The sequence below is a fragment of the Pseudomonas sp. DF11 genome, assembly GCF_058148565.1.
The window spans coordinates 37,535-63,080 of the sequence record NZ_JBYVYN010000003.1; the positions used below are offsets into that span (position 1 = coordinate 37,535).

Here is a 25,546-nt window from a genome sequence, read left to right on the forward strand (position 1 = left end):
CAGCTTGTACCTCCAGGAAAATCCAGAGGGCTGCTTCACAACCAGCATTTGCTTAAAGACGACGCTGCGCTGCGTCGTAAACTTCCTTGTCTCGCCGAGCACCGACGGCCACGATCAACACCTGAATTGCTTTCCCATCGACTCTATAAACGATACGCGTATCGCCTGTTCGAATTCTTCGACATCCGGCCAGGCTGGCTCTGAGCGGCTGACCGGTTTTGTCCGGCTCTCCCCTGACAATCCGCTCTTCAATGACATCAAGGATACGGTTCGCCGCTGCCACCCCCAACTGATCCAGATCGTCCTGAACCTCCGGATGGTAGATAACCCCCCAAACCATTCACCACTCCTTCAGTCGTTTTTGGCGTACCGCGCTCGCATAGCTTCATGACTGATGGCCTTGGCCTGGTCGAAATCGATCAGCCGCTCGCGGGCTGTCGCTTCGACACGAAGGTTTTCCAGTTCATCAAGCATTTCCTGGTAGGCATCGACATTAATAATCACTGCTGCCGGCTCATTGTCCTTGAAAATAACCAGCCTTTCGGTTGCGCGACTCGATACTTCCTTGAGCTTCGCGCTGAAGCTCCTGACCATTGCGGTAACGGATACCGCCTGATCAGCCCGTTCCAATAGCGCTGCCATGACCAACCTCCCAGCACATTAAGTTACACATTTTTATACATATCTTTATGCGTAAAGTGTTGCGCCTCAAGAAGCATAAATCAAGTTAAAAAAACAACTCCCGACCGGTTGCGCACCATACAGATCCGCCCTCCACAAAAAGCTCTCGCTTCCATCAGACACCGATTTTGTTGACTAGGCACATACCCCTCTGGGTTGCGCGAGCAACCCCAAAAGGCTCGATGCGAAAATCTGCTGAACCGAGGCGGTAAGGGGCTGCTGCGCAGCCCAGCGGGGATAAATCCCCTCGCCACAATAAGGCTCGACCTGCTAACGCGGGTCGACGATATCCAGCGCACGATTGGCCAACAACTCACTCAACTCAATCATCTGCGCCACCCCGAGCGCGACATGCCGCCGAGAGCCTTTCAGATCGAACGCCAGGTCGCTGACCATGGCACTGGCCGAGGCCAGGGTTTCGCTGAGGTTCGCCAGTAGACACTCGGTGTCGAGGGTGTCGATGACAGTGAAAACTTGAGTTGAGGTTTTGGGTTTGGGATCAGGGTGGGTGCCCAAATGGTAATCGAGTGCTCGGTCTGTGGCCTCTTGGAGCTTGTCTGGATCGGGATCGGCGTAGGGGAAGGTGCTCTCTGACGGAGAAGAAGGGTGATGTTTTTTCATAACGGCGCTCCTGCATCAATTGGATGCCCGAAACGTTGGGTCCGGGCGCTGGCGCCTAACACATTCGGCGGGCTTGCAGTCCCGGTCGCTGAATTGGCAGCGACATGAACAAGCTAGAGATGCCGCTTCCGAGCAGCAACCTTAAAACCTCGTCGGAAAAATCGCCGCGTCTGTCAGACCGGCCACAAATTCTGTGGGAGCGAGCTTGCTCGCGATGACGCCCGCACATCCAACACCACCGCAAACTGACCCTCCGCCATCGCGAGGATCGGGGTATGGCCGGAGAGACAGGTCGGCTGTCAGACCGCCTTCGCGAGCAGGCTCGCTCCCACAATGGGATCGGAGTACGACCGGGAGAACTAGGCCGGCTGTCAGGCCGCCATCGCGAGCAAGCTCGCCCTCACAGGAATGGTATTCAGCCGATGTAATTTTTGCCGTTCGATAATCGCCCAAAACCCGCAAACAGCAATTGAACCGATCCCGAGCGGCCCTTCACCATCGCTCCCACAAAACCAATAACAACAGGTTCGACGCCATGCCCACACGCCCTACTTCGTCCGGCTGATCAACAGAGCGCCCAGTTCCACCGCACCGTCTGCAACCCAAGGTTGCGGCAACGACTCGCTTCGCCCACAACAATTAGAGACACGCCCATGAAACCCACACAGCACTTGTTCCCCAGCCTCATTGCCGTCGCCCTGACCAGTACCGCCCTGCCCGTCCTGGCCGCAGAGTCGGGGTTTGTCGAAGATGCCAAAGCCACGCTGAACCTGCGTAACTTCTACTTCAACCGCAACTTCACCAACTCGAATGCCACCCAGGGCAAAGCCGAGGAATGGACGCAGAGTTTCATCCTTGACGCCAAGTCCGGCTTCACCCAGGGTGTGGTCGGTTTCGGTGTCGACGTGCTGGGCCTGTACTCGGTCAAGCTCGATGGCGGGCGTGGCACGGCGGGCACCCAGTTGTTGCCGGTGCACGACGACGGTCGCCCTGCCGACGACTTCGGTCGCCTGGGCGTCGCCCTCAAAGCCAAGGTTTCGAAGACCGAACTGAAGGTCGGTGAGTGGATGCCGGTGCTGCCAATTCTGCGCTCCGACGATGGCCGCTCCCTGCCGCAAACCTTTCGTGGCGGCCAGGTGACCTCCACCGAAATCAGCGGCCTGACCCTCTACGGCGGCCAGTTCCGTGGCAACAGCCCGCGCAACGACGCGAGCATGGAAGACATGTCGATGAACGGCCGCGGCGCCTTCACTTCCGACCGTTTCAACTTCGGCGGCGGCGAATATGCCTTCAACGAAAAGCGCACCCAGGTCGGCGTCTGGTACGCGGAACTGTCCGACATCTACCAACAGCAGTATTTCAACCTGACCCACAGCCAGCCCATCGGCGACTGGACCCTGGGCGCCAACCTTGGCTACTTCATCGGTAAGGAAAACGGCAGCGCGTTGGCCGGCGACCTGGACAACAAGACCGCGTTCGCCATGCTCTCGGCCAAATACGGTGGCAACACCTTCTACGTCGGCCTGCAAAAAGTCGGCGGCGATGACGCCTGGATGCGCGTCAACGGCACCAGCGGCGGCACCCTGGCCAACGACAGCTACAACTCCAGCTATGACAACGCCAAGGAAAAATCCTGGCAATTGCGCCACGACTTCAACTTCGCCGCCGTCGGCGTGCCGGGCCTGACCCTGATGAACCGCTATATCAGCGGCGACAACGTGCACACCGCCACTGTCGATGACGGCAAGGAATGGGGCCGGGAAAGTGAGCTGGCCTACACCGTGCAGAGCGGTGCGCTGAAGAGCCTGAATGTGAAGTGGCGCAACTCGACGATGCGTCGGGATTACAGCACCAATGAGTTCGATGAGAACCGGTTGATTGTCAGCTATCCGATCAGCTTGCTGTAAGAGCCAACATGGGTGGAGGCTGTACCGGTGTGGGAGCGAGCTTGCTCGCGAAGGCGTCATCTCATTCAGGATCGATGCAAGCTGACCCGCCGCTATCGCGAGCAAGCTCGCTCCCACAGGGGGATCAGTGTCGAGCACAAAATTTTGTGCTCACTGAAGATCCAGTGTGGGAGCGGGCTTGCTCGCGAAGGCGGTGGTCCATCGAACATCATCGCCAACTGGCCCACCGCTTTCGCGAGCAAGCCCGCTCCCACAGGAATTAGCGGTGGATGTTAAGACCGTGATTCGACACCCAGCTCATCCCACACCGATTCGGCCAGGTGGAATGTAGCGTTGGCCGCCGGAATGCCGCAGTAGATGGCGCTCTGCATGATCACTTCCTTGATCTCGCTGCGGCTCACCCCATTGTTGGCGGCGGCGCGCAGGTGCAGCTTGAGTTCTTCGTTGCGGTTCATGCCGATCAGCATGGCGATGGTGATCAGGCTGCGGGTGTGGCGCGGCAGGCCCGGGCGGGTCCAGATGTCGCCCCAGGCATGACGGGTGATCATCTCCTGGAATTCGCTGTTGAACTCGGACAGGGCGTTGAGGCTGCGATCGACGTGGGCATCGCCCAGCACCGCGCGGCGTACTTGCATGCCTTCGTCGTAACGTTGTTTCTCGTCCACAAAAAACTCCTCAGGCTCGGCCAGAATCAAGCAGGAAGTCCAGCACCCGCGCGCTGAACGCGGCGCCGGCCTGGACATTGGACAGGTGCGCGGCGTAGAACTCGGCGTACTCCGCACCACTGACCCGCTCCTGGATAAAGTGCCCACCCGATGGCGGCGTAACGGCATCTTCAGTGCCAGCAATCACCAGCAGCGGCACGCGGATCGACGACAGTTGCTCGCGGAAATCGGCATCGCGCACTGCCGCACAGTTGGCCGCGTAGCCCTGGGGCAAAGTGGCGGCGAGCATGTCAGTGATTTTTTTCACCGTCGCTGGCTGGGCCTCAGCAAAGTCCGGGGTAAACCAACGGGCAACCGAGGCATCACGCAACGCCACCATCGCCGCCTTGCCATCACGCAGCACGGTTTCGATGCGCGGGTTCCACACCGAGGGGTCGCCGATCTTGGCGGCAGTGTTGCACACCACCAATTTGTGCAGGCGCTCGCCGGCATTGATCCCCAACCATTGGCCGATCAACCCGCCCATGGACAAGCCACAGAAATGCACCTTGTCGATGCCCAATTGATCAAGCATCGCCAGCACATCGTGGCCCAGTTGTTCGATGCTGTACGGCCCTTCGGTGACCAGCGACTGACCGTGACCACGGGTGTCGAAGCGCAACACGCGAAAGTGTTCGCCGAAGGCCGCGACCTGTTCGTCCCACATGTGCAGGTCAGTGCCCAGGGAGTTGGAAAGCACCAGCACCGGGGCGTCTTGCGGCCCGTCCAATCGGTAATTCAGATCGCCCTCGGCGAGTTTGACGAATCCCACAACAATCTCCTTTCAGGCGTTCAAGGCAAGGTGTTCGGCCACCGCCCGGGCGACCCAGGCCTGGGCCTGGCCGAGGTAATGGGCGGGGTTGAGCAGATGATCGATTTCGGCGGCGGACAACTGCGCGGTGACCTGGGGTTCGTCCCCCAGCACATCGCGCAAATGCCGTTGCTCGGCCACGGCGCGCTTGCAACATTGCTCCAGCAAATGATGCGCCGTGTCGCGCCCGACACGCTGGGCCAGGACGATGCTTACCGCTTCGGCCAGCACCAACCCCTGGGTCAGTTCCAGGTTGCGGGCCATGCGCGCCGCGTCGACTTCCAGCCCTTCGGCCAGCAGCCGTGCCTGCTGCAAGGCACCGGACACCAGGCAGCAGATCTCCGGCAGGGTTTCCCATTCGGCGTGCCACAGGCCCAGGCTGCGCTCATGTTCCTGGGGCATGGCGCTGAACAATGTCGACAACAGGCCAGGCACTCGCGTCGCTGCGCTAATCAGCACCGCCGCCCCCACCGGATTGCGTTTGTGGGGCATGGTCGACGAACCACCCTTGCCCGGCGCGGAGGGTTCGAAGGCTTCGCCGGCCTCGGTCTGCATCAACAGGCTGATGTCGCGGCCCAACTTACCCAAGCTGCCGGCGATCAAACCGAGCACCGAACCGAACTCCACCAGGCGGTCGCGCTGGGTGTGCCACGGTTGTTCCGGCAGGTTCAGTTGCAGCTCGGCAGCCAAGGCTTCGGCAATGGGCAAGGCGTGTTCGCCCAAGGCGGCGAGCGTTCCGGAGGCGCCACCAAATTGCAGCACCAGCAAGCGCGGCTTGAGTTCGTTCAGACGTTGCCGACTGCGGGTGATCGCCCCCAGCCAACCGGCGATTTTCATCCCCAGGGTCACCGGCGTGGCATGTTGTAACCAGGTACGCCCGGCCAGCGGTGTGGCGGCGTAGCGCTCGGCTTGGCCGGCCAGGGTGACGGCCAGTTGGGCCAGCTCTGCCTCGATCAAGCCCAACGCCTGGCGCAGTTGCAGCACCAGCCCGCTGTCCATCATGTCCTGACTGGTTGCGCCCAGGTGCACGTAACGCTCGGCTTCAGCATCCTCGGCGGCGATGCGCTTGCCCAACGCCTTGACCAACGGGATCGCCGAATTGCCGGCACTGGCAATCGCTTCGCTCAACGCCGAAAAATCATACAGCTGGGCACGACAGGCGCGCTCGATTGGCACCACCGCACTCTGGGGAATCAAACCCACCCGCGCTTCGGCCCGGGCCAATGCCGCCTCGACATCCAGCATGGCCTGGACCCGGCCCGCATCGCAGAACACCTCGCGCATGTCGCGGGCGGTGAAGTAGGCATCGAACAGCTGATTGCCCGGTCGTTCGCTCATAAACAGTCCTTGGGAGCGCCGGCCTCACGGGCCGGCGCAGTTGAGTCAAAGGTCGTGGTGCAAATACGCCGGTTGCTTGGGCAGGCGCAGGCTGAACAGGAACGCCACCACCATCATCACCGTGACATACCAGTAAAAGGCGTTCTCCATGCCCTGGGCCTTCAGGCTCAAGGCGACGTATTCGGCCGAACCGCCAAAAATCGCATTGGCCACCGCGTAGGCCAACCCTACTCCCAGCGCCCGCACTTCAGGTGGAAACATTTCCGCTTTCACCAGGCCGCTGATGGAGGTGTAGAAACTGACGATCGCCAGCGCCAACGTGATCAGGACGAACGCCAGGAACGGGCTGCTGATGCTTTTGAGGGTCAGCAGGATCGGCACTGTGCACAGCGCACCCAGGGCGCCGAACCAGAGCATGGAATTACGCCGGCCGATCTTGTCCGCCAGCATGCCGAACAGCGGCTGCATGCACATGTACAGAAACAGCGCGCCAGTCATGATGTAGCTGGCGGTCTTGGCGTGCAGGCCGGCGGTGTTCACCAGGTATTTCTGCATGTAGGTGGTGAAGGTATAGAAAATCAGCGAGCCGCCAGCGGTGTAGCCCAGCACGGTGATGAACGCGGCCTTGTGGTCGCGAAACAGCGCGGCGATGCTGCCGGCGTCCTTGTTCTCGCGCATTTCCTTGCTGCTGGTTTCCTTCAGGGAGCGGCGCAGGAACAGGGAAATCAACGCGGCCACGGCACCCACCACGAACGGGATCCGCCAGCCATAGGCACGCAGTTCGTCCTCGTTGAGAAACTGCTGCAGGATCACCACCAACGACACCGCCAGCAGTTGCCCGCCGATCAGTGTCACGTACTGGAACGAAGCAAAAAAACCACGCTGGCCCTTGAGGGCGACTTCGCTCATGTAAGTGGCGGTGGTGCCGTACTCGCCACCTACCGACAAGCCTTGTAGCAAGCGCGCGAACAACAGCAGCACCGGCGCCCAGACGCCGATGTCTTTATAGGTGGGCAGGCACGCGATGAGCAACGAGCCGAAGCACATCATCAGCACCGAAATCATCATCGAATTCTTGCGCCCGTGACGGTCCGCCACCCGGCCGAAAATCCAGCCGCCGATGGGCCGCATCAGGAACCCGGCGGCGAACACGCCCGCCGTGTTGACCAGTTGCACCGTGGGGTTGTCCGAGGGAAAGAATGCCGGCGCGAAATAAATCGCGCAGAACGCATAGACGTAGAAGTCGAACCATTCGACCAGGTTGCCGGATGAGGCGCCGACGATAGCGAAGATGCGCTTGCTGCGTTCTTCGCCGGTGTAGTGACTGATGGGGATGGCCATGGGTTATTCACTCGTTGGGGACTTAACAAAGTCTAGACACACTTCGTAACAGTCCCGTTCCACAGTATTGCATTACCTGTGCCGCCGTCATGTGGGAGCGAGCCTGCTCGCGATGAGGGCGGCACATTCAATAATGGATGCAAGCTGCCCCACCGCTATCGCGAGCAGGCTCGCTCCCACAGGTGTAATCACTCAATAATCAAAGAACACCGTCTCGGCGTCGGTGCCCTGCAAAACCACGTTCCACTGATACACACCCGAGGCATCGGGTTTGCTCACAATGGTGGCACGACGTTCCTCAGGCACACAGGCCAGCAGCGGGTCGGTTTCGTTAGCCTGTTCGCCGTCGAAGTAGATTCGCGTCAGCAAATGCTTGACCAACCCGCGAGCAAACACCAGCACCACCAGGTGCGGTGCCTGGGTCGTGCCGCTCAAGCCCGGCACGGTGCCCGGCTTGATGGTGGTGAAGCGGAAGCGCCCTTCGGCGTCCACCGGCACCCGGCCAAAGCCTTCGAAATGCGGGTCCAGGGGTTTGTCCTGATCGTCTTCAGGGTGGGCGTATTTACCGGCGGCGTTGGCCTGCCAGACTTCCAGCATGGCGTCATTGACAAATTCGCCATTGCCATCGATCACCTGACCGGTGATCGCCACGCGTTGGCCGAGGGTCTGGGCGACGGTCAGGTCTTCGCGGTTCAGCCAGGTCAGGCCGATGTGATAGTACGGGCCAACGGTGTGGGATGTAGTGGCGGTAAGCGTCATCTTATTTCTCCATCGGCGTGGCATCGCGGCCGCGCAATACGATGTCCCAGCGATAACCGAGGGCGTAGTGAGGGACGGTTTTTTCCAGGTCGAAACGGGCGATCAGGCGTTCCTTGGCGCTGGTGTCCGGCACGCAGTTGTAGATCGGGTCGTAGGCCAGCAACGGATCGCCAGGGAAATACATCTGCGTCACCAGGCGAGTCAGAATGCTCGGCCCGAACAGTGAGAAATGGATGTGCGCCGGGCGCCAGGCATTGTGGTGGTTGCCCCACGGGTAGGCGCCGGGCTTGATGGTCTGGAACTGATACCAGCCGTCGGCGTCGGTGACGGTGCGCCCGGTGCCGGTGAAGTTCGGGTCCAGCGGCGCGTCATGATTGTCACGGTCATGGTTGTAGCGACCAGCGGCGTTGGCCTGCCAGATCTCCACCAGGATGCCTGGCACCGGCTGGCCGTGCTCATCCAGTACGCGCCCGTGAATGATGATCCGTTCCCCCAACGGCTCGCCGGCATGCTGGGCGGTCAGGTCGTTGTCCTTCTCCTGCACGCGTTCGGCGCCTATGGTCGGACCGGTGATTTCCGACAGCGAGTGAGGCAGATACACCAACGGCTTGGATGGCGAGCGCAGGTTGGTGGACTGGTACGGCGGGTGCAGATACTCCGGCTGGGTGCCCGCTTGAGGGCGACGATAACCAGGCTTGTCAGTCATGTAGCATTCCTCGGTTTCTTATTAGTAGAACGACGCGTCAGACGCGTTCGATTGCCAATGCCAGACCCTGGCCAACGCCAACGCACATGGTCGCCAGGCCTTTCTTGCCACCGGTCTTTTCCAAGTGGTGCAGCGCCGTCAGTACCAACCGCGCGCCGCTCATCCCCAGCGGATGGCCGAGGGCAATGGCGCCACCGTTCGGGTTGACCTGCGGCGCATCGTCCGCCAGCCCCAGCTCGCGCAGTACCGCCAGGCCCTGGCTGGCGAAGGCTTCATTGAGTTCGATCACATCGAAATCGGCGACCGCCAGGCCCAGGCGCTCAGTGAGCTTGCGCACCGCTGGCACCGGGCCGATGCCCATCACCCGTGGCGCCACGCCGGCGCTGGCCATGCCCAGCACTTTGCCCCGTGGTGTCAGGCCATGTTTCTTCACCGCTTCGGCCGACGCCAGGATCAACGCCGCCGCGCCATCGTTCACACCCGAGGCGTTGCCGGCAGTGACGGTCTTGTCCGGGCCATTGACCGGTTTGAGTTTGCTCAAGGTTTCCAGCGTGGTGTCGGCACGAGGATGCTCGTCCTGCTCGACCACGGTTTCGCCTTTCTTGTGGGCGACGCGCACCGGCACGATTTCTTCGGCGAAAAATCCTGCGGCCTGGGCTGCTGCCGTGCGCTGTTGGCTGCGCAGGGCGAACGCGTCCTGGTCGGCGCGGGACACAGCATAATCGTCGGCCACGTTGTCCGCCGTCTGCGGCATCGCATCCACACCGTACTGGGCTTTCATCAATGGGTTGATGAAGCGCCAGCCAATGGTGGTGTCTTCCAGTTTCATGTTGCGCGAGAACGCCGAGTCAGCCTTGCCCATCACGAACGGTGCGCGGGACATCGACTCCACGCCGCCGGCAATCGCCAATTCCATCTCGCCGCTGGCGATGGCGCGGAACGCCGTGCCGACGGCATCCATGCCCGAGGCGCAGAGGCGGTTGAGGGTCACGCCAGGAATGCTCTCCGGCAGGCCTGCCAGCAACAGCGCCATGCGCGCCACGTTGCGGTTGTCTTCGCCGGCCTGGTTGGCGCAGCCGAGGAACACCTCGTCCACCGCATTCCAGTCCACCGACGGGTTACGCTCCATAAGCGCCTTGATCGGCACGGCCGCCAGGTCATCGGCGCGCACGGCGGACAAACCGCCGCCGAACCGGCCAATGGGGGTTCGAATCGCATCACAGATATACACGTCGCGCATCAAGCTTCTCCCGGTGCCTGGCCGTGGGCCGCCGCGGTACGAGCTTCAAGATCGCGCAATGCGCGCAGCTCCACCTCGGTCGGCTCGGCGGTGGTTTGCACCTGGTCGGCGAAACGGATCGCCCACCCGGTGGCGGCAATGACTTGCTCGCGGGTCACGCCGGGGTGCAGCGCAGTGACCACGAATTCATGGCTGCCGGCTTCCGGCTCCATGATGCACAGGTCGGTGATGATGCCCACCGGGCCGGCGCCTGGCAGGCCCAGGCGTTTACGCGAATCACCGCCCTCACCGTGACCGACCGAGGTGATGAAATCCAGTTTGTCGACAAACGAACGGGCCGACTGCTTGAGGATGATCAACACGCTCTTGGCCGAGCCGGCGATTTCCGGTGCGCCACCGGCGCCCGGCAAACGGACTTTCGGCTGATGATAGTCGCCCACCACCGTGGTGTTGATGTTGCCGAAGCGGTCGACCTGGGCCGCGCCAAGGAAACCGACGTCGATACGCCCGCCCTGCAACCAGTAGCGAAAAATCTCACCGGTCGGCACAACGGTATCGGCAGTTTCCGCCAACTCACCGTCACCGATGGACAGCGGCAGTACGCTGGGCTTGGCACCGATCGGACCGGACTCATAGATAAGCACTACATCCGGCGACGAGGTCAGCCGCGCCAGGTTGGCCGCTTTCGACGGCAGGCCGATGCCAACGAAGCATACGGCGTTGTTCTGCAAGCGACGCGCCGCGGCGACGGTCATCATTTCATTGGTGGAGTAGGTCATGATTTCACCTGCGAAGCGGCTGCCAGTCTGGCCTGGAACTCACTGAAATCTTGAGTGCCATGGATGTATTCGTCGATCCATGCGGTAAACGTCTCACGATCCCGGGCGATCGGATCCCACGCCTGGTAGAAACGATTGTCACGTTCGGTGTAGCCATGGGCGTAGGACGGATGGGCCCCGCCCGGTACCAGGCACACGGCGCTCAACGCCCAGGTCGGCAGGACACAGGCGTTCATCGGCGCATTCAGGTCATCGACGATTTCTTCCACAGTGACGATGCAACGCTTGGCGGCCAGGGCCGCTTCTTTCTGTACACCGAGAATGCCCCACAGCAGCACGTTGCCCTTGCGGTCGGCTTTCTGGGCGTGGATCACCGTGATGTCCGGGCGCACCGAAGGTACAGCGGCCAGGACTTCACCGGTGAAGGGACAGGTCACACTCTTGATCAGCGGGTTGACCTTCGGCAGGTCGGAACCGGCGTAGGCCCGCAGCACCGCGAATGGCAGGCCAGAGGCGCCGGCGACGTAGGCATTGGCCAGGTCGGCGTGGCTGTGTTCCTCGATCTCCAGCGGGTGCGGCCATTGTTTCTCCACGGCATCGCGCAGGCGGTGCAACGACCCGACGCCAGGGTTGCCGCCCCAGGAAAAAATCAACTTGCGAGCACAGCCGGCGCCGATCAACTGGTCATAGATCAGGTCGGGCGTCATGCGCACCAGGGTCAGATCTTTCTTGCCCTGGCGAATGATTTCATGACCCGCCGCCGTCGGAATCAAGTGAGTGAAGCCTTCGAGCGCGACGGTATCGCCGTCGTTGACGAATTGCTTCACCGCGTCGTGCAGCGAAAGGATTTCAGCCATGGGGCAGGCTCCGTTTTCCAGTAGACCGACATGAAGAAAAAGGCGCGAGGTTAGGCGCCGGAGTGACTGAAGATTAAGCTGCGGGAAAAGGCCGAACAATCCGATAATCGACTGAGTGTTCGTTTATCGAACAGATTGTTGTTTGGCTATCGATTTTTTCAGACTCCCCGATCCTTGTGGGAGCGAGCCTGCTCGCGATAGCGGTGTGCCAGCCACCGCATGTGGGGCTGACCCGACGTTTCGCGAGCAGGCTCGCTCCCACAGATCCATCACAGGACTCATAGTCCTTGGATCAGGTCGCATCCGCATGGCTGACCATGCCCTTGATCACCACCGCCGTGGTCGCCAGGGCCGCCGGGATCACCAAGGCGGTCAGAACCTGTTCGAAATTCCAGCCCAGGCCCAGCAGGGTCGCGCCCATCCAGGCGCCGAGGATTGCGCCGAAACGACCGATACCCAGCATCCACGACACACCGGTGGCCCGGCCTTGGGTCGGGTAGAAACGCGCGGCCAGGGATGGCATTGCCGATTGCGCGCCGTTGACACACATGCCCGCCACCAGCACCAGGGTGGCGAGCAAGGTGATGTTGCCCAGGCTCTGCCCCACCGCGTAGGCAAACAGCCCGGCCATCAGATAGAAAAGGCCGATGACCTTGTGCGGATTGAACCGGTCCATTGCCCAGCCCACTCCGACAGCGCTCAACACGCCGCCAAACTGGAACAACGCACCGATAAACGCGGCCTGTTCCATGCTCGCGCCGCTGTCGCGCATCAGGGTCGGCAACCAACTGGTCAACAGGTAGACGATCACCAGGCCCATGAAATAGGTCAGCCACAGCAATAACGTACCGACGCTGTAGGTACCGGAGAAAATCACCGCCAGCACGTTGCGGGCCTTCACGGTTTTCTGTTCCGGCACACTGAAGCTCGCCGCTTGGGCGACGATGGCCGGATCGATCGGCGCCAAGGTCTTGCGCACTTTGTCGCTGCCGCGATTGCGCACCACCAGGTAACGCGCCGACTCCGGCAGCCAGAACAACAACACCACCGCCAGGATCAATGGCAGGATCCCGCCAATCAGCAGCAGGCTGTGCCAGCCGAACGCAGGGATCAGTTTGGCGGAGATGAACCCGCCGCCGGCCATGCCCAGGTTGAAGCCGCAAAACATGCTGGTCACCAGCAGGGATTTCTTGCGCTCCGGGGTGTATTCCGACAGCAAGGTGGTGGCGTTCGGCATCCCGGCGCCCAACCCCAGGCCGGTGAGGAAACGCAATACCAGCAATTGGTCGACGTTGGTGCTGTAGGCCGACGCCAGGCTGAATGCGCCAAACAACAGGACCGCGCCCACCAATACGACTTTTCGCCCGAAGCGGTCAGCCAATGGCCCGGAACCTAGCGCGCCGAAGACCATGCCGATCAGCGCGGCACTCATCACCGGGCCAAGGCTGGCGCGATCGATCCCCCAATCCTGGGACAGGGCCGGGGCGATGAAGCCCATGGCCGCCGTATCGAGGCCGTCGAGGAAAACAATCAGGAAACAGAGAATCACCACCCGCCATTGATAGCGCGAAATGGGCTGGGCATTGATGAAGGACTGCACATCGAGGCAGGAGCCTACGGAGGTCTGGGGCTGGTTCATTTTATTTTTATTCCACGCAAGAAACGCAGGCGAACGAACAGAGACCGGCGAAAAGCGCCGGATGACGCTGCGCGACATTAATGAGGCCAGGCAAAGACCGTCAATTCATCGCCGCCGACTGTGTGCGTTTATCGAACAGCTTAAGCGAACAGCTGCGCGCTCAGGTCGCGACTGGCTCCCAACAGACCGGGCAGGAAGCGTTGTTCCAACTCATTGCGACTGACCCGCCCGGCGTGGGTACTGACATTCAGTGCCGCTACCACCTGGCCGGAAGCGTCGTAGACCGGTACGGCAATCGAACGCAGGCCCTGTTCCAGTTCCTGGTCAACGATGCACCAGCCCTGCTGCCGCACCTGTTGCAGGCACTCGAGCAATGCCTCGGGGGTGTGCAAGGTCCGGCTGGTCTTGGCTTGCAGGTCGGCGTGGTCGAGGTAGTCATGCAACGATGCATCATCCAGGGCGGCCAGGAGAATCCTGCCCATTGAAGTGCAATAGGCTGGCAGACGCCCGCCGACCGACAGATCGACCGAAATCAGGCGCTGGGTAGTGGCTGAGCGGGCGATATAGAGGATGTCGTCGCCTTCGAGCGTCGCCATGTTGCAGGCTTCGTGCAATTGCTCGCTCATGCGGTCCAGGTACGGCTGGGCGGAAACGGCCAGGGGCGTCGAGGACAGATAGGCGTGCCCCAGGGTCAGCACTTTGGGCAGCAGCGAATAGGTGCGCCCATCCGTGGTGGCGTAGCCAAGCTTGATCAAGGTATGCAGGCAACGCCTGACGGCGGCACGGGGAATTTCCGTGCGGTGGCTGATCTGGGCAATGGTCAGGTGCCGCTTGCGCTCCTGGAAGGCCTGGACCACAGCCAATCCACGGGCCAGGGACGTCATGAAATCAGGATCGCCGGTCAGGGCCTGGATTCGTTTGGCCGGCGAGGCGACGATCGGTGGCGCGACTGAAGTGAAAGCACTGCGCAATTGGTCGTTCATGTCTGGTCCTTCCCCGGGAATGACGGCTATTACAAGCGGCTGCCTGACGGACAGACAAGAGCCGGACCGCCAACAGTGTTCGATTATCGAACCAGCGACCGATAATCGCAATCCTGTCGCCGGCCGGCGAACTCGCGATAACAACTTGAGCGACGGTGGCAGCGGTTTGAGGTGAAGAATGCGGGCGATATTGAACTTGTCGCCTTGAACGGTATCAGGATACCGGCACTCGCCAGCATCTTCTGAAACCTCATTGACACAATGTTTGGACATACAAACATCGACTCACACAACAGCAGGCCCTTTAAATTTTTCCCGATAGTGTTATTCAGCTAGACCGCTATAATGCAATTCAGCGACGGTGCGGCCAATCGACCGCTCCCATACGCAGGCGCCGTGGTTGATACCGTGGCGCCCGAAGCATCTTCAAGGATCGCTTCCCCTGTATTGGCAACAACACGAAGCCCTGATGCTACGTCAGCTGTCAGCTCTGGTGCCGTGGCCGTCTGCATGTCTACATGCAGTGCGTATCACCAGATTCAATTTCAATTAATTAGGTAGAACTGTGACGAAAGACGAACTGCGCGCGGAACTTGAGCGCCAGGAACAACGTTACAAGGAAGTTTACGGCGGGGAAATCACCACCTACGCCGCGCAACCTGAACCGGAACGCAAACCCTGGCGTAAGCGCGCCACCGTTCAGGACCAGGCCTTCACCCAGGAACTCCAGAAGATGGAAAAAGAACTCAAAGCCGAAGAGCAGTGACGCTCTGGGCCAGATGTTCTTGTGAAGAGGTCTCCGGCCGCCACCCAGGCCGGAAACCGTAGCGCACGCCCGCCATGAGCGGGCCGCCATCCTTTCCCCGCCCGATGGCTGGGAAGCGTCCATGGCCGACCTTCTTTCAGATATTTCATACAACCGCGTGGGGCGTGCATCAGCTTGCGGCGATCCTGTTCGGGTGCGCTTTGCGCCCCTGAATCAAAGGGTTACGCATCCCGCGGAAAACCTGGCGCCAGAGGCTTTCCTACAAATTATTTCGTTGAAGAATGTTACCGATGAGCAGGCAATGCATCGATTGCCATGGTTTTCTGGCATAATCGCGCCCCCTTACGACCGGGTCAGAAAACCTTCATGATCGATTTATTCAGCGGACTGGATGCTTGGGTGCTTGTGAGCCTCTTGCTCGCCCTGGCTTTTGTCCTCGCCTTCGAGTTCATCAACGGCTTTCATGACACCGCTAACGCGGTTGCCACTGTTATCTACACCAAAGCCATGCCGCCCCATCTGGCGGTGTTCTTTTCCGGTGTGTTCAATTTCCTCGGTGTACTGCTGGGCGGCGTGGGGGTGGCGTATGCCATCGTCCACCTGCTGCCTGTGGAACTGCTGATCAATGTGAACACCGGACACGGGCTGGCCATGGTGTTTTCGCTGCTCGCAGCGGCCATCACCTGGAACCTGGGCACCTGGTACTTCGGTATCCCGGCGTCCAGCTCCCATACCTTGATCGGCTCGATCCTCGGCGTGGGCCTGGCCAACGCGTTGATCAACGATATCCCGCTGGCCGACGGGGTGAACTGGCAGAAGGCGATCGATATCGGTGCCTCCCTGGTGTTCTCGCCCATGGCCGGCTTCCTGATCGCCGCCCTGGTGCTCATCGGCCTGAAATGGTGGCGTCCGCTGTCGAAGATGCACAAGACGCCGGAACAGCGCCGCAAGATCGACGACAAGAAACACCCGCCGTTCTGGAACCGCCTGGTGCTGGTGATCTCGGCCATGGCCGTCAGCTTCGTCCACGGCTCCAACGATGGTCAAAAAGGTATCGGCCTGATCATGCTTGTGCTGATCGGCATCGTGCCTTCGCAGTTCGTCCTCGACCTGAGCAGCACCACCTATCAGATCGAGCGGACCCGCGACGCAACCTTGCACCTGAGCCAGTTCTACCAGCGCAACAGCGAATCCCTGGGGGAATTCCTGGCGCTGGGCAAAAGCGTGGAAGGCGATCTGCCGGAGAAATTCCGCTGCAACCCGCAGCAGACCGAACCCACCATCGACGCCCTGCTCAGCACCCTCAAAGGTGTGGCGGACTATCATTCGCTGCCGTCAGAAAGCCGTATCGAAGTACGTCGCTACCTGCTCTGCCTGGATGACACGGCGAAGAAGGTCGGCAAGTTGCCTGGCCTGGCCGCCCGTGAAAAAGACGACCTGAACAAGCTGCGCAAGGACCTGACCGGCACCACCGAATACGCCCCGTTCTGGGTGATCCTGGCGGTCGCCCTGGCGCTGGGCCTGGGTACCATGGTCGGCTGGAAGCGTGTGGTGCTCACCATCGGTGAGAAGATCGGCAAGCAAGGCATGACCTACGCCCAGGGCATGTCGGCCCAGATCACCACCGCGTGCATGATTGGCATGGCGAACATCTTCAGTCTGCCGGTCTCCACCACCCACGTACTGTCCTCGGGCGTGGCCGGCACCATGGTCGCGAACAAGAGCGGCCTGCAAGGTGGCACTGTGCGCAACATCCTGCTGGCCTGGGTATTGACCCTGCCGGCAACGGTGGCGCTCTCGGCCGGGTTGTTCTGGCTGGCGTCCAAGGCCTTGGGTAGCTGATTCCCGCGGCTTACAAAAAAGGTGCGATCCTTTGGATCGCACCTTTTTTTATGCCTAAAACCACCACTTTCCTTGTGGGAGCGGGCTTGCTCGCGAAGGCGTTGGGTCAGCTACCTGTACAGCGGTTGACACACCGCTTTCGCGAGCAAGCCCGCTCCCACAGGAGTTCGGTGTAGGCCTGAAAAATCGCCAAAAAAAAGGGCGACCGAAGTCGCCCAAAATGCCTTGCGTGCTCGTTGCCGCTGGAAAGACCTACGGCTTTTTGCGCTTGTGCGCGTCTTTCCAGATGAATAATCCAAAAACCGCGAAAAATACGAACATGAAGCCGACCGTCAACATCCCGGCAAACACCACATTATCGAAAAACATGACCGACCTCCTGGTCTTGCCCCTGTTGCGATGGGTTCAAGTTAACCAATCAGGCCTGGATGAAAATTGACCGGGGTCAATAACGCCCGCAACGGGGCGCGAAGGTGGGAAAACAACTGATCTGCATCAATAAATCGAGGGGGGGGTCAGCGCTTTTTCGGTTTGTTTTTCGGCTTTTTCTTGGGTTTGCCCAAAGGCATGGCCTGCTCGAAAGCCTGGCGGACTTCGTTGAGGCGTTTTTCGTTGAGGTCGTGAACGCGCTTGGCGCGCTCGGCACTGAGGTCGATCAGCTTGTCGTCTTGGCTCATGGCGTGTGGGCATCGTGCAGTGAATTGCGGATGTGCCCATGATGCGTGCTGTTGGCGGCGTTGACCAGCCCGTGCGGATGGACAAACGCCTGGATCAGATCTGGATATCGACCCACAGGCCCTGGCGGGACTCTTCGTCTATCAGCGGCACCACCGGCACGGTGTTGTCGGCATTGAGTTCGGTACCTGGTACGGCCAGGTGTTGTTCAGGATCTTCATCGGCCTCGCGGCGGCGCCTTTCGCGCTCCTGCTGGCGCTGCTGTTCCTCGCGCAACAGCAGCGCAGCCTCTTCCGGGTCGCGATTTTGCAGGTCGATGGTGCTTTCGTTGGAGCTTTGCTGCACCGGGACCACGGGCGGTATGTCCGGTCGCTGGCGAACCGGATCCTGTTGAGCGGTGATGGGTACGGCGCTCAAAGGGAGCATGGGTGGCAACATAAAGGTCTCCTGTCTTCAGGTTGTCGGCTAGGAAAGTGGCAGCTTGAACCGCCGGTCTGAAACTTGTGACCCAGTTGGCATTGCAACAATCCCCAGGGCCGAGCTTGTTTGATCCCTGGGCGAGCTTAAGTTCCGTGTCATTGGTAACGAATCAGCGTACGTAAATCCTTTGGTCTGAAGGTTCCTTCCGTTAAGATAACCGGCTTTTTCAAGGCGGGAGTCAGGCAGCATGGCGCAGCAGTATCAACCGGGGCAACGCTGGATCAGTGACAGCGAAGCCGAGCTGGGTTTAGGCACCGTTCTGGCACAGGACGGCCGCTTGTTGACCGTGCTCTATCCGGCCACTGGCGACACTCGCCAGTACGCGCTACGGAATGCGCCACTTACCCGTGTACGGTTTTCGCCGGGCGATGTGATCACTCACTTCGAAGGCTGGAAAATGACCGTGCGTGAAGTCGATGACATCGATGGGCTGCTGGTCTACCACGGCCTCAACGGGCAGAACGAAGTCGTCACCCTGCCGGAAACCCAGCTCTCGAATTTCATCCAGTTCCGCCTGGCCAGCGACCGTCTGTTCGCCGGCCAGATCGACCCCCTGGCCTGGTTTTCCCTGCGCTACCACACCCTGGAACACACCAGCCGCCAGTTGCAGTCTTCGCTCTGGGGCCTGGGTGGTGTCCGTGCCCAGCCAATCGCCCACCAGTTGCACATTGCCCGTGAAGTGGCCGACCGCATTGCACCGCGGGTGTTGCTGGCGGACGAAGTCGGCCTGGGCAAGACCATCGAAGCCGGCCTGGTGATCCACCGTCAACTGCTGTCCGGACGCGCCAGTCGCGTACTGATCCTGGTGCCGGAAAACCTCCAGCACCAGTGGCTGGTGGAAATGCGTCGGCGTTTCAACCTGCAGGTCGCGCTGTTCGATGAGGAACGCTTCATCGAAAGCGATGCCAGCAACCCGTTCGAAGACACCCAGTTGGCCCTGGTGGCACTGGAGTGGCTGGTGGACGACGAGAAGGCCCAGGACGCGCTGTTCGCCGCCGGCTGGGACCTGATGGTGGTCGACGAAGCCCATCACCTGGTTTGGCATGAAGACCAGGTCAGCCCGCAATACGCATTGGTCGAACAGCTCGCCGAGACGATCCCGGGCGTGCTGCTGCTGACCGCGACCCCGGAACAACTGGGCCAGGACAGCCACTTCGCCCGTCTGCGCCTGCTGGACCCGAACCGCTTCCATGACCTGCAGGCCTTCCGCGCCGAGAGCGAAAACTATCGCCCGGTGGCCGAGGCCGTGCAGGAGTTGCTGGACAAGGGCCGTCTCTCGCCCGAAGCCCACAAGACCATCCACGGCTTCCTGGGCAACGAAGGCGAAGCCTTGCTGACCGCCGTCAATGATGGCGATGTCGAAGCCAGCGCCCGCCTGGTCCGCGAATTGCTGGACCGCCACGGCACCGGCCGCGTGCTGTTCCGCAACACCCGCGCTGCGGTGCAAGGCTTCCCGGAGCGCAAGCTGCACGCCTACCCGCTGCCATGCCCGGACGAATACCTCGAGCTGCCATTGGGCGATCATGCCGAGCTGTACCCGGAAGTCAGCTTCCAGGCCCAGCCGGACGCCAGCGAAGAAGAGCGCTGGTGGCGTTTCGACCCGCGGGTCGAGTGGCTGATCGACACCCTGAAGATGCTCAAGCGCACCAAAGTGCTGGTGATCTGCGCCCACGCCGAAACCGCCATGGACCTGGAAGATGCCCTGCGCGTGCGTTCCGGCATCCCGGCCACGGTGTTCCACGAGGGCATGAACATCATGGAACGCGACCGCGCGGCCGCCTATTTCGCCGACGAAGAATTCGGCGCCCAGGTGCTGATCTGCTCGGAAATCGGCAGTGAAGGTCGCAACTTCCAGTTCGCCCATCACTTGGTGCTGTTCGACCTGCCGTCCCACCCGGACTTGCTGGAGCAGCGCATCGGTCGTCTGGACCGGATCGGCCAGAAGCACACCATCGAGCTGCATGTGCCGTACCTGGAAACCAGCCCGCAAGCGCGCTTGTTCCAGTGGTATCACGAAGCCTTGAATGCCTTCCTCAACACTTGCCCGACCGGTAACGCCTTGCAGCATCAGTTCGGCCCGCGCCTGCTGCCCTTGCTGGAGGAAGCCGACGATGGCCAGTGGCAAGCGCTGATCGACGAAGCCCGCGCCGAACGCGAACGCCTGGAAGCTGAACTGCACACCGGTCGCGACCGTCTGCTCGAACTCAACTCCGGCGGCGCGGGTGAAGGTGATGCGCTGGTGGAAGCGATTCTCGAGCAGGACGACCAGTTCGCCCTGCCGATCTACATGGAAACCCTGTTCGACGCGTTCGGCATCGACAGCGAGGACCATTCGGAAAACGCCCTGATCCTCAAGCCGAGCGAAAAGATGCTCGACGCCAGCTTCCCGCTGGGCGACGACGAAGGCGTGACCATCACCTACGACCGCAACCAGGCGCTGTCGCGCGAAGACATGCAGTTCATCACCTGGGAGCACCCGATGGTGCAAGGCGGCATGGACCTGGTGCTGTCCGGCTCCATGGGCAACACTGCCGTGGCGCTGATCAAGAACAAGGCCCTCAAGCCGGGCACCGTGTTGCTGGAACTGCTCTACGTCAGTGAAGTGGTAGCCCCACGCTCACTGCAACTGGGCCGCTACCTGCCACCGGCCGCCCTGCGCTGCCTGCTGGACGCCAACGGCAACGACCTGGCCGCCCGGGTCTCGTTCGAAACCCTGAACGACCAGCTCGAAAGCGTGCCCCGCGCCAGCGCCAACAAGTTCATCCAGGCCCAGCGTGACCAACTGACGCCACGGATCAACGCAGGCGAAGAGAAAATCGCCCCGCGTCACGCCGAACGCGTGGCCGAGGCCCAGCGCCGCCTGGCCGCCGATACCGACGAGGAACTGGCACGCCTGACCGCCCTGCAAGCGGTCAACCCGACCGTGCGCGACAGCGAACTGGTGGCCTTGCGCCAACAGCGCGAGCAGGGCCTGGCGATGCTTGAGAAGGCTGCGTTGCGCCTGGAGGCGATTCGGGTGTTGGTAGCGGGCTGATTGCCGCAGTAACCCGACAAAAGGCCCGCAGCGATGCGGGCCTTTTTTTGTGGAAGCTGCCAAATACAGAACTGTTTGGACCTGAGACATGATCACTGTGGCGAGGGGATTTATCCCCGCTGGGCTGCGCAGCAACCCTCTGCGTTCTAACTGATGATCGTGTTGGTTGATGGATTATGGGGTTGCTGCGCAACCCGACGGGGATAAATCCCCTCGCCACAAATACACGCGCCTCGGTGCCAGTTTCAAGGGCTGTAATACCCCACCGCCACCAGGAAATGCCCGACCTTCTTCAGGTACGCGTGCTTGTCCTCGACCTTGCCAGTCACCGGGTTCTTCCAGCGGTATTCATACTCCCCTACGTCCTGCTTGCCGATCATGGCCAGGATCGGCTCCCCCACCGGCTTGCCATCAGGATCCTTGACCTTGGTGAAATCGGTGTTGATCAGGCGCAGGTTGGTGCCGTGGCCGACATAGCGCCGGGTATTGAGGTCAACGACAAAGACATACAAGTCATCCTGCAGATAACCGCCCTTGAGGGAGTTAACCGCCGTCAGCGTGGCTTTTTCATTTTTCAGCAAGTCGCTCGAAGCCTTGTCCAGCAAGGCCCTGGCTTGCTCGGCAGAGGCCCGCGGCAGGTAGTAGCCGACGGCCAGGATTCGCTCGCCGACGCGCTGGAAATACACATGCTTGCGCTCGACCTTGCCATCCGCCCAGTTCTGCCAACGGTACTCGGCTTGCTGGATGCCACTGGACTCGGGGGTTTTCAAGGCGTCCTTGAAGGCTTTGCGCAGATCCGGTCCCAACACTTCGGAAACGTCTCGCCCGATCAGCGCCGAGGAAGGCCCACCGCTGGCGAGCATCACACCCTGGGTGTCCACCACGAAGACGTAGCGATCCTTGTCGACGAACTCCCCTTGGCGACTGAAGGCGGCAAAGGCTTTGTCGCCGTTGTCGTGGTAGTAGGCCAAGGCTTTCTCCAGCAGCGCCCGGGCCGCCTGGCCGTCATCAGGTGTCGCTGCATGAGCCTGTGCCAAGCCCAACACAAGTATTACGGCCAGCCAGGCCATCCGGTGAAAAAAAACCATATGCGCGCCCCTCGTTCTTGTTGGTGTTTCAAGAGCGTAGACGGCGTGGGGTGATGTTGAAGTATTCAGGGGGGTTCTGGGGAGCACTTATGCTGAAGATCGCAGTGGGTCAGTCAATAGCGGATTGACTGAGACTCAGCCTTCGCGAGCAAGCCCGCTCCCACATTGGATCTTTGACAGCTACAACATTCATGTTCGCTGAGGATCCAGTGTGGGAGCGGGCTTGCTCGCGAAAGCGGCCTGACTGTCACCCCCTTCAGTAACTATTAGTCCCCCAGCTTTGTCACTGAGCCCGAGCGTTGAGCTGCTGCTGCAAATACTGGATCTGCGCTTGCAAGGTGTTGATGTTGCGGGTGACCTGACCGCGAAAGGCATCGAACTCGGCGGTGTTGCCGCCCTTATCCTGCTGGCTCTTGAGCACGATCATGTCCTGCTCCAGGCGGTCGATGGCAGAATTGGAGGTGGCTCTTTTCAGGGCGGTGATGTCGGCACCGATGCTCTTGAGCTGGGCATCCAGGGCACCACCCTCGCCCTGGCTTTTCAGGGCGGAAACTTCAGCCGCCAGCGTCTTGACCTGGGCTTGGAGCTCCTTGTTGGCAGCTTGCAACTGAGTGTTGGCGTTCTGCTGTTCAGAGGCCTGGGCAATAAGCTGGGCCAGTTCCTTGTCCAGGTCGGCGGACGGACCGAAGGTGGCTTGCTGTTGCTTGTACTGCTCCAGCAGTTTGTTGTCGAATTGCTTGCCCTGATCCTGCAGCTTGCTTTCCAACTGCTTGATCTGCAGTTTCAAGGCCTCACTGTCGCTCATCACATTGGACTGACCGGCGACGACCTTGCCGGAAAACTCCTGCAGGCGCCCCGCCGCATCTTCACTGATCCGGGCAAAGCTTTCCTGGGTAGCCACCAGTTGCTGTTCCATCATGGAAATCTGCTGGAAGCTCCACCAGGCCAGGAAACCGAACGCACACAGCAGCGCGCCGACCAATGCCCACAGCGGCCCGGTGCTGGGCCCCTTGACCTTGGCCGCAGCCACGGGCGCCGGGCGCGCTTGCACGTGGGGCTGGCGGTTAGGCAGGAAATCATCGTCATCGGGAATGTCGGCCCGCATCCGCAGGCTCGGTACATCATCGAAGTCGTCGTTGGCATCGTTACGCATGGGCATGGATTCAACCTTTGAGAAACCGGTGATGGCGTGATGCGGCGAGTATAACCCCCTCGCCCGCCGCACCGATTGACCCCGAACATGACACTCGGTTCATGACGGGCCGATCAGCGGGCATTTTGGACCCTCCACCAGGCGCAAAATTCATCGAGGGCGGTCCACAGGCTGACCTGCGGATCGTAATCGAGATAATGCCGCGCCCGGCTGATGTCCAGGGTGAAATTTTTGTTCATGACCTGCATGCCCAGGCGCGACAGCGTCGGTTCGGGGCGGCCCGGCCACAGTTTGCAGAAACCTTCATTCAAGGCCGCGACACTGTAGGCCAAGCCGTAGGAACGATAACGCCGGACCTGTGGGACTTCCATCTGGCGCATCACATAATTGACCACGTCCCACAGCGGAACCGGTGCCCCGTTGCTGATGTTGTAGGCCTTGCCCAAGGCAGAATCGGTCGCCAGCAGGCTGCTGAGCAGCGCTTCATTGAGGTTTTGCACGCTGGTGAAATCCACCTTGTTCAACCCGTTGCCAACAATGGCCAGGCGCCCCTTGCGCTGCATTTTCAACAGGCGCGGGAAAATGCTCATATCTCCGGCGCCGGTCACGAAACGCGGGCGCAGGGCCAGCACTTCGAGGCCGAACTCCTGGGCGCCGAAGACCTTCTGCTCGGCCAGGTACTTGGTGGCGGCGTAAGGGTGCTTGAAGCGCTTGGGCACTTGTTCTTCAGTCAACCCGAGGTGATCACGGCCGTCGAAGTAGATGGACGGCGAGGACAGATGAACCAGACGGCGAACCTTCTGCTTGAGGCAGGCCTCGACGACATTTTCCGTCACCTGGACATTGCCCTGGTGAAAATCCTGATAGCGGCCCCAAAGCCCCACGGAGCCGGCGCAATGCACGACGGCCTCGACATCCAGGCACAAATCGCGAGCCAACAACGGGTCGCTCAGATCTCCTTGGACAAACTGTGCACCGCGCCGTACCAGGTGCTCCACGCTCTCGGCCCGGCGACCGTTGACCCGTACATCCAGGCCTTGCTCCAGGGCGAAACGCGCAAAGCGTCCGCCGATGAAGCCGCTCGCGCCGGTGACCAGAATTTTCATGAATGCTCCTAAGAAATGCGGTTACGAGCCTCGAGCTACAACCTGCAAATTAATCTGTGCGCTGCTTATCCAGTTGCAGCTTGACGTCTATTGCGGCTCCCAAGGCACCAGCCATTGCCGGGAGGATTGAATCAACTGTTCGGTCAATAAACCGAGCAACTGCCCGCCATTGCGCCAATAATGCCAGTACAGCGGCACATCGATCGGTTTATCTGCCAGCAGCTCCACCAGCTCGCCTCGTTCCAGTTGCCCACGCACTTGCAACTCCGGCGCCAGCCCCCAACCGAGGCCGACCTCGGCAAGACGAATGAATCCTTCCGATGACGGGCATAAATGGTGTTCGAAACCGCCCTCCACCCCCAGGGACGCGAGGTAGCGATGCTGCAGGAAATCATCCGGGCCGAATACCAGTGCCGGCGTGCTTGCCAACTGATCGGCGCGCACCCCATCGGGGAAGTGCCTGGCGATGAACGCCGGGCTGGCCAGGGCCCGATAACGCATGGCCCCCAGCAATACGCTGCGGGCGCCGGCCACAGGCCGCTCACTGGCGCAGACACACGCCGCCACTTCGCCGGCGCGCATGCGCTTGAGGCCGACGTTCTGGTCCTCCACCACCAAATCGAGCAACAGATGATGCCGGGCGCAGAAATCGCCCACAGCCGCTGCCCACCAGGTCGCCAGGCTGTCGGCATTCAAGGCGATGCGCAGGCGTTCGGGCAGGCCTTCTTCATCCAGCGCCGGCACCAGGCTTTGCAGGTCACGCTCCAGCAGACGCACCTGTTGCACATGGTTGAGCAAGCGGCGACCGATTTCGGTCGGCGCAGGCGGCGTGGCGCGCACCAATACGGGCTGACCGACCCGCGCCTCAAGCAGCTTGATCCGCTGGGAAATCGCCGATTGCGACAACCCCAGCACCTGGGCGGCCCGCTCGAAACCGGCTTGCTCGACGACCGCCGCCAGGGCGGAAAGCAATTTGTAATCGAACATCAGTTTTCCTAATGAGCAATCAGCAAGATTGGTTTTTCTTATACAGCTT

At 60.9% G+C, this 25,546-nt stretch carries 26 protein-coding genes; 5 read left to right on the forward strand and 21 right to left on the reverse strand.

Going from position 1 to position 25,546, the window contains the following annotated elements:
- Positions 1-52: 52 nt before the first annotated feature.
- From AC30D9_RS10510 to AC30D9_RS10520, 3 genes are all read right to left on the reverse strand, one after another.
- Positions 53-340, reverse strand: coding sequence for a type II toxin-antitoxin system RelE family toxin (locus tag AC30D9_RS10510; RefSeq protein WP_490144008.1), 288 nt, complete (start codon positions 338-340; stop codon positions 53-55).
- Positions 341-351: 11 nt separating this feature from the next.
- On the reverse strand, positions 352-642 hold the full coding sequence (locus AC30D9_RS10515; protein ID WP_106273389.1) for a Phd-YefM: 291 nt from the start codon (positions 640-642) through the stop codon (positions 352-354).
- A gap of 309 nt (positions 643-951) precedes the next feature.
- Entirely contained in the window at positions 952-1,302 is a 351-nt protein-coding gene (locus AC30D9_RS10520) for a DUF6124 family protein (protein ID WP_307574772.1), read from the reverse strand.
- 653 nt (positions 1,303-1,955) lie between these two features.
- Here AC30D9_RS10520 and AC30D9_RS10525 point away from each other — a divergent pair.
- Positions 1,956-3,209, forward strand: a complete 1,254-nt coding sequence (locus tag AC30D9_RS10525) for an OprD family porin (protein ID WP_490144009.1) — start codon at positions 1,956-1,958, stop codon at positions 3,207-3,209.
- A gap of 272 nt (positions 3,210-3,481) precedes the next feature.
- Here AC30D9_RS10525 and pcaC read toward each other — a convergent pair whose 3' ends face one another.
- The 11 genes from pcaC to pcaR all read right to left on the reverse strand — a co-directional run bounded on the left by pcaC (position 3,482) and on the right by pcaR (position 14,366).
- Positions 3,482-3,874, reverse strand: coding sequence for a 4-carboxymuconolactone decarboxylase (gene pcaC / locus AC30D9_RS10530; protein ID WP_307574775.1), 393 nt, complete (start codon positions 3,872-3,874; stop codon positions 3,482-3,484).
- Positions 3,875-3,884: 10 nt separating this feature from the next.
- Positions 3,885-4,685: a 3-oxoadipate enol-lactonase gene (gene pcaD / locus AC30D9_RS10535; RefSeq protein WP_490144010.1), complete on the reverse strand. Its 801-nt coding sequence runs from the start codon at positions 4,683-4,685 to the stop codon at positions 3,885-3,887.
- Between the two features lie 12 nt (positions 4,686-4,697).
- On the reverse strand, positions 4,698-6,062 hold the full coding sequence (locus AC30D9_RS10540) for a 3-carboxy-cis,cis-muconate cycloisomerase (RefSeq protein ID WP_490144011.1): 1,365 nt from the start codon (positions 6,060-6,062) through the stop codon (positions 4,698-4,700).
- Between the two features lie 45 nt (positions 6,063-6,107).
- Positions 6,108-7,403: an MFS family transporter gene (locus AC30D9_RS10545; protein WP_134923132.1), complete on the reverse strand. Its 1,296-nt coding sequence runs from the start codon at positions 7,401-7,403 to the stop codon at positions 6,108-6,110.
- Positions 7,404-7,595: 192 nt separating this feature from the next.
- A complete protein-coding gene (pcaG, locus tag AC30D9_RS10550; protein ID WP_134923131.1) occupies positions 7,596-8,162 on the reverse strand; it encodes a protocatechuate 3,4-dioxygenase subunit alpha in 567 nt (188 codons plus the stop codon).
- A 1-nt stretch (position 8,163) separates the two neighbouring features.
- Positions 8,164-8,868 carry a protocatechuate 3,4-dioxygenase subunit beta gene (gene pcaH, locus AC30D9_RS10555; protein WP_490144012.1) on the reverse strand — a complete coding sequence of 235 codons (705 nt, stop codon included), beginning with the start codon at positions 8,866-8,868 and terminating at the stop codon, positions 8,164-8,166.
- 37 nt (positions 8,869-8,905) lie between these two features.
- Positions 8,906-10,111 (reverse strand): 3-oxoadipyl-CoA thiolase, encoded by a 1,206-nt coding sequence (pcaF, locus tag AC30D9_RS10560; RefSeq protein WP_209022200.1) that lies wholly within the window; start codon positions 10,109-10,111, stop codon positions 8,906-8,908.
- On the reverse strand, positions 10,108-10,890 hold the full coding sequence (locus AC30D9_RS10565) for a CoA-transferase subunit beta (protein ID WP_176689584.1): 783 nt from the start codon (positions 10,888-10,890) through the stop codon (positions 10,108-10,110). Before AC30D9_RS10565 ends, pcaF begins: the two co-directional genes overlap by 4 nt.
- On the reverse strand, positions 10,884-11,744 hold the full coding sequence (locus AC30D9_RS10570; protein WP_490144013.1) for a CoA transferase subunit A: 861 nt from the start codon (positions 11,742-11,744) through the stop codon (positions 10,884-10,886). Before AC30D9_RS10570 ends, AC30D9_RS10565 begins: the two co-directional genes overlap by 7 nt.
- 292 nt (positions 11,745-12,036) lie before the next feature.
- Positions 12,037-13,383, reverse strand: a complete 1,347-nt coding sequence (pcaK, locus tag AC30D9_RS10575) for a 4-hydroxybenzoate transporter PcaK (RefSeq protein ID WP_134923127.1) — start codon at positions 13,381-13,383, stop codon at positions 12,037-12,039.
- A 140-nt stretch (positions 13,384-13,523) separates the two neighbouring features.
- Positions 13,524-14,366 (reverse strand): pca regulon transcriptional regulator PcaR, encoded by an 843-nt coding sequence (gene pcaR, locus AC30D9_RS10580; RefSeq protein ID WP_307574784.1) that lies wholly within the window; start codon positions 14,364-14,366, stop codon positions 13,524-13,526.
- A 565-nt stretch (positions 14,367-14,931) separates the two neighbouring features.
- Here pcaR and AC30D9_RS10585 point away from each other — a divergent pair.
- The 3 genes from AC30D9_RS10585 (at position 14,932) to AC30D9_RS10595 (ending at position 16,974) form a co-directional block, all read left to right on the forward strand.
- Entirely contained in the window at positions 14,932-15,132 is a 201-nt protein-coding gene (locus tag AC30D9_RS10585; protein ID WP_003198635.1) for a hypothetical protein, read from the forward strand.
- Between the two features lie 121 nt (positions 15,133-15,253).
- Complete coding sequence (locus tag AC30D9_RS10590) at positions 15,254-15,502, forward strand: hypothetical protein (RefSeq protein ID WP_490144014.1); 249 nt, start codon at positions 15,254-15,256, stop codon at positions 15,500-15,502.
- Positions 15,499-16,974, forward strand: coding sequence for an inorganic phosphate transporter (locus AC30D9_RS10595; RefSeq protein WP_109755785.1), 1,476 nt, complete (start codon positions 15,499-15,501; stop codon positions 16,972-16,974). The genes AC30D9_RS10590 and AC30D9_RS10595 overlap by 4 nt, the downstream gene beginning before the upstream one ends.
- A gap of 252 nt (positions 16,975-17,226) precedes the next feature.
- Here the strand turns inward: AC30D9_RS10595 and ccoM are convergent, their stop codons facing one another.
- The 3 genes from ccoM to AC30D9_RS10610 form a co-directional block, all read right to left on the reverse strand.
- Positions 17,227-17,343 (reverse strand): cytochrome c oxidase subunit CcoM, encoded by a 117-nt coding sequence (gene ccoM / locus AC30D9_RS10600; RefSeq protein WP_047701837.1) that lies wholly within the window; start codon positions 17,341-17,343, stop codon positions 17,227-17,229.
- A gap of 146 nt (positions 17,344-17,489) precedes the next feature.
- Entirely contained in the window at positions 17,490-17,651 is a 162-nt protein-coding gene (locus AC30D9_RS10605; protein ID WP_003184513.1) for a hypothetical protein, read from the reverse strand.
- A gap of 94 nt (positions 17,652-17,745) precedes the next feature.
- Positions 17,746-18,087: an aspartate-semialdehyde dehydrogenase gene (locus AC30D9_RS10610; RefSeq protein WP_134923124.1), complete on the reverse strand. Its 342-nt coding sequence runs from the start codon at positions 18,085-18,087 to the stop codon at positions 17,746-17,748.
- A gap of 229 nt (positions 18,088-18,316) precedes the next feature.
- On the opposite strand from AC30D9_RS10610, the gene rapA reads away from it, so the two are divergent.
- Positions 18,317-21,163, forward strand: a complete 2,847-nt coding sequence (rapA, locus tag AC30D9_RS10615) for an RNA polymerase-associated protein RapA (RefSeq protein WP_490144015.1) — start codon at positions 18,317-18,319, stop codon at positions 21,161-21,163.
- Positions 21,164-21,408: 245 nt separating this feature from the next.
- Here the strand turns inward: rapA and AC30D9_RS10620 are convergent, their stop codons facing one another.
- The 4 genes from AC30D9_RS10620 to AC30D9_RS10635 all read right to left on the reverse strand — a co-directional run bounded on the left by AC30D9_RS10620 (position 21,409) and on the right by AC30D9_RS10635 (position 25,497).
- Positions 21,409-22,251 carry a cache domain-containing protein gene (locus AC30D9_RS10620; protein WP_490144016.1) on the reverse strand — a complete coding sequence of 281 codons (843 nt, stop codon included), beginning with the start codon at positions 22,249-22,251 and terminating at the stop codon, positions 21,409-21,411.
- Between the two features lie 283 nt (positions 22,252-22,534).
- Positions 22,535-23,410 (reverse strand): ATPase, encoded by an 876-nt coding sequence (locus AC30D9_RS10625; protein WP_134923121.1) that lies wholly within the window; start codon positions 23,408-23,410, stop codon positions 22,535-22,537.
- A gap of 107 nt (positions 23,411-23,517) precedes the next feature.
- Positions 23,518-24,510 carry an NAD-dependent epimerase/dehydratase family protein gene (locus AC30D9_RS10630; RefSeq protein WP_134923120.1) on the reverse strand — a complete coding sequence of 331 codons (993 nt, stop codon included), beginning with the start codon at positions 24,508-24,510 and terminating at the stop codon, positions 23,518-23,520.
- A gap of 87 nt (positions 24,511-24,597) precedes the next feature.
- Positions 24,598-25,497, reverse strand: a complete 900-nt coding sequence (locus AC30D9_RS10635) for a LysR family transcriptional regulator ArgP (RefSeq protein WP_134923119.1) — start codon at positions 25,495-25,497, stop codon at positions 24,598-24,600.
- Between the last annotated feature and the right edge of the window lie 49 nt (positions 25,498-25,546).

Bases quoted from the DNA above. Each gene is read 5' to 3' on its own strand.
- AC30D9_RS10510 (WP_490144008.1), bottom strand. From the start codon at position 340: ATGGTTTGGGGGGTTATCTACCATCCGGAGGTTCAGGACGATCTGGAT.
- AC30D9_RS10515 (WP_106273389.1), bottom strand. From the start codon at position 642: ATGGCAGCGCTATTGGAACGGGCTGATCAGGCGGTATCCGTTACCGCA.
- AC30D9_RS10520 (WP_307574772.1), bottom strand. From the start codon at position 1,302: ATGAAAAAACATCACCCTTCTTCTCCGTCAGAGAGCACCTTCCCCTAC.
- AC30D9_RS10525 (WP_490144009.1), top strand. From the start codon at position 1,956: ATGAAACCCACACAGCACTTGTTCCCCAGCCTCATTGCCGTCGCCCTG.
- AC30D9_RS10540 (WP_490144011.1), bottom strand. From the start codon at position 6,062: ATGAGCGAACGACCGGGCAATCAGCTGTTCGATGCCTACTTCACCGCC.
- AC30D9_RS10545 (WP_134923132.1), bottom strand. From the start codon at position 7,403: ATGGCCATCCCCATCAGTCACTACACCGGCGAAGAACGCAGCAAGCGC.
- pcaG (WP_134923131.1), bottom strand. From the start codon at position 8,162: ATGACGCTTACCGCCACTACATCCCACACCGTTGGCCCGTACTATCAC.
- pcaH (WP_490144012.1), bottom strand. From the start codon at position 8,868: ATGACTGACAAGCCTGGTTATCGTCGCCCTCAAGCGGGCACCCAGCCG.
- AC30D9_RS10570 (WP_490144013.1), bottom strand. From the start codon at position 11,744: ATGGCTGAAATCCTTTCGCTGCACGACGCGGTGAAGCAATTCGTCAAC.
- pcaK (WP_134923127.1), bottom strand. From the start codon at position 13,383: ATGAACCAGCCCCAGACCTCCGTAGGCTCCTGCCTCGATGTGCAGTCC.
- pcaR (WP_307574784.1), bottom strand. From the start codon at position 14,366: ATGAACGACCAATTGCGCAGTGCTTTCACTTCAGTCGCGCCACCGATC.
- AC30D9_RS10590 (WP_490144014.1), top strand. From the start codon at position 15,254: ATGGCCGACCTTCTTTCAGATATTTCATACAACCGCGTGGGGCGTGCA.
- AC30D9_RS10595 (WP_109755785.1), top strand. From the start codon at position 15,499: ATGATCGATTTATTCAGCGGACTGGATGCTTGGGTGCTTGTGAGCCTC.
- ccoM (WP_047701837.1), bottom strand. From the start codon at position 17,343: ATGTTTTTCGATAATGTGGTGTTTGCCGGGATGTTGACGGTCGGCTTC.
- AC30D9_RS10605 (WP_003184513.1), bottom strand. From the start codon at position 17,651: ATGAGCCAAGACGACAAGCTGATCGACCTCAGTGCCGAGCGCGCCAAG.
- AC30D9_RS10610 (WP_134923124.1), bottom strand. From the start codon at position 18,087: ATGTTGCCACCCATGCTCCCTTTGAGCGCCGTACCCATCACCGCTCAA.
- rapA (WP_490144015.1), top strand. From the start codon at position 18,317: ATGGCGCAGCAGTATCAACCGGGGCAACGCTGGATCAGTGACAGCGAA.
- AC30D9_RS10620 (WP_490144016.1), bottom strand. From the start codon at position 22,251: ATGGTTTTTTTTCACCGGATGGCCTGGCTGGCCGTAATACTTGTGTTG.
- AC30D9_RS10625 (WP_134923121.1), bottom strand. From the start codon at position 23,410: ATGCCCATGCGTAACGATGCCAACGACGACTTCGATGATGTACCGAGC.
- AC30D9_RS10630 (WP_134923120.1), bottom strand. From the start codon at position 24,510: ATGAAAATTCTGGTCACCGGCGCGAGCGGCTTCATCGGCGGACGCTTT.
- AC30D9_RS10635 (WP_134923119.1), bottom strand. From the start codon at position 25,497: ATGTTCGATTACAAATTGCTTTCCGCCCTGGCGGCGGTCGTCGAGCAA.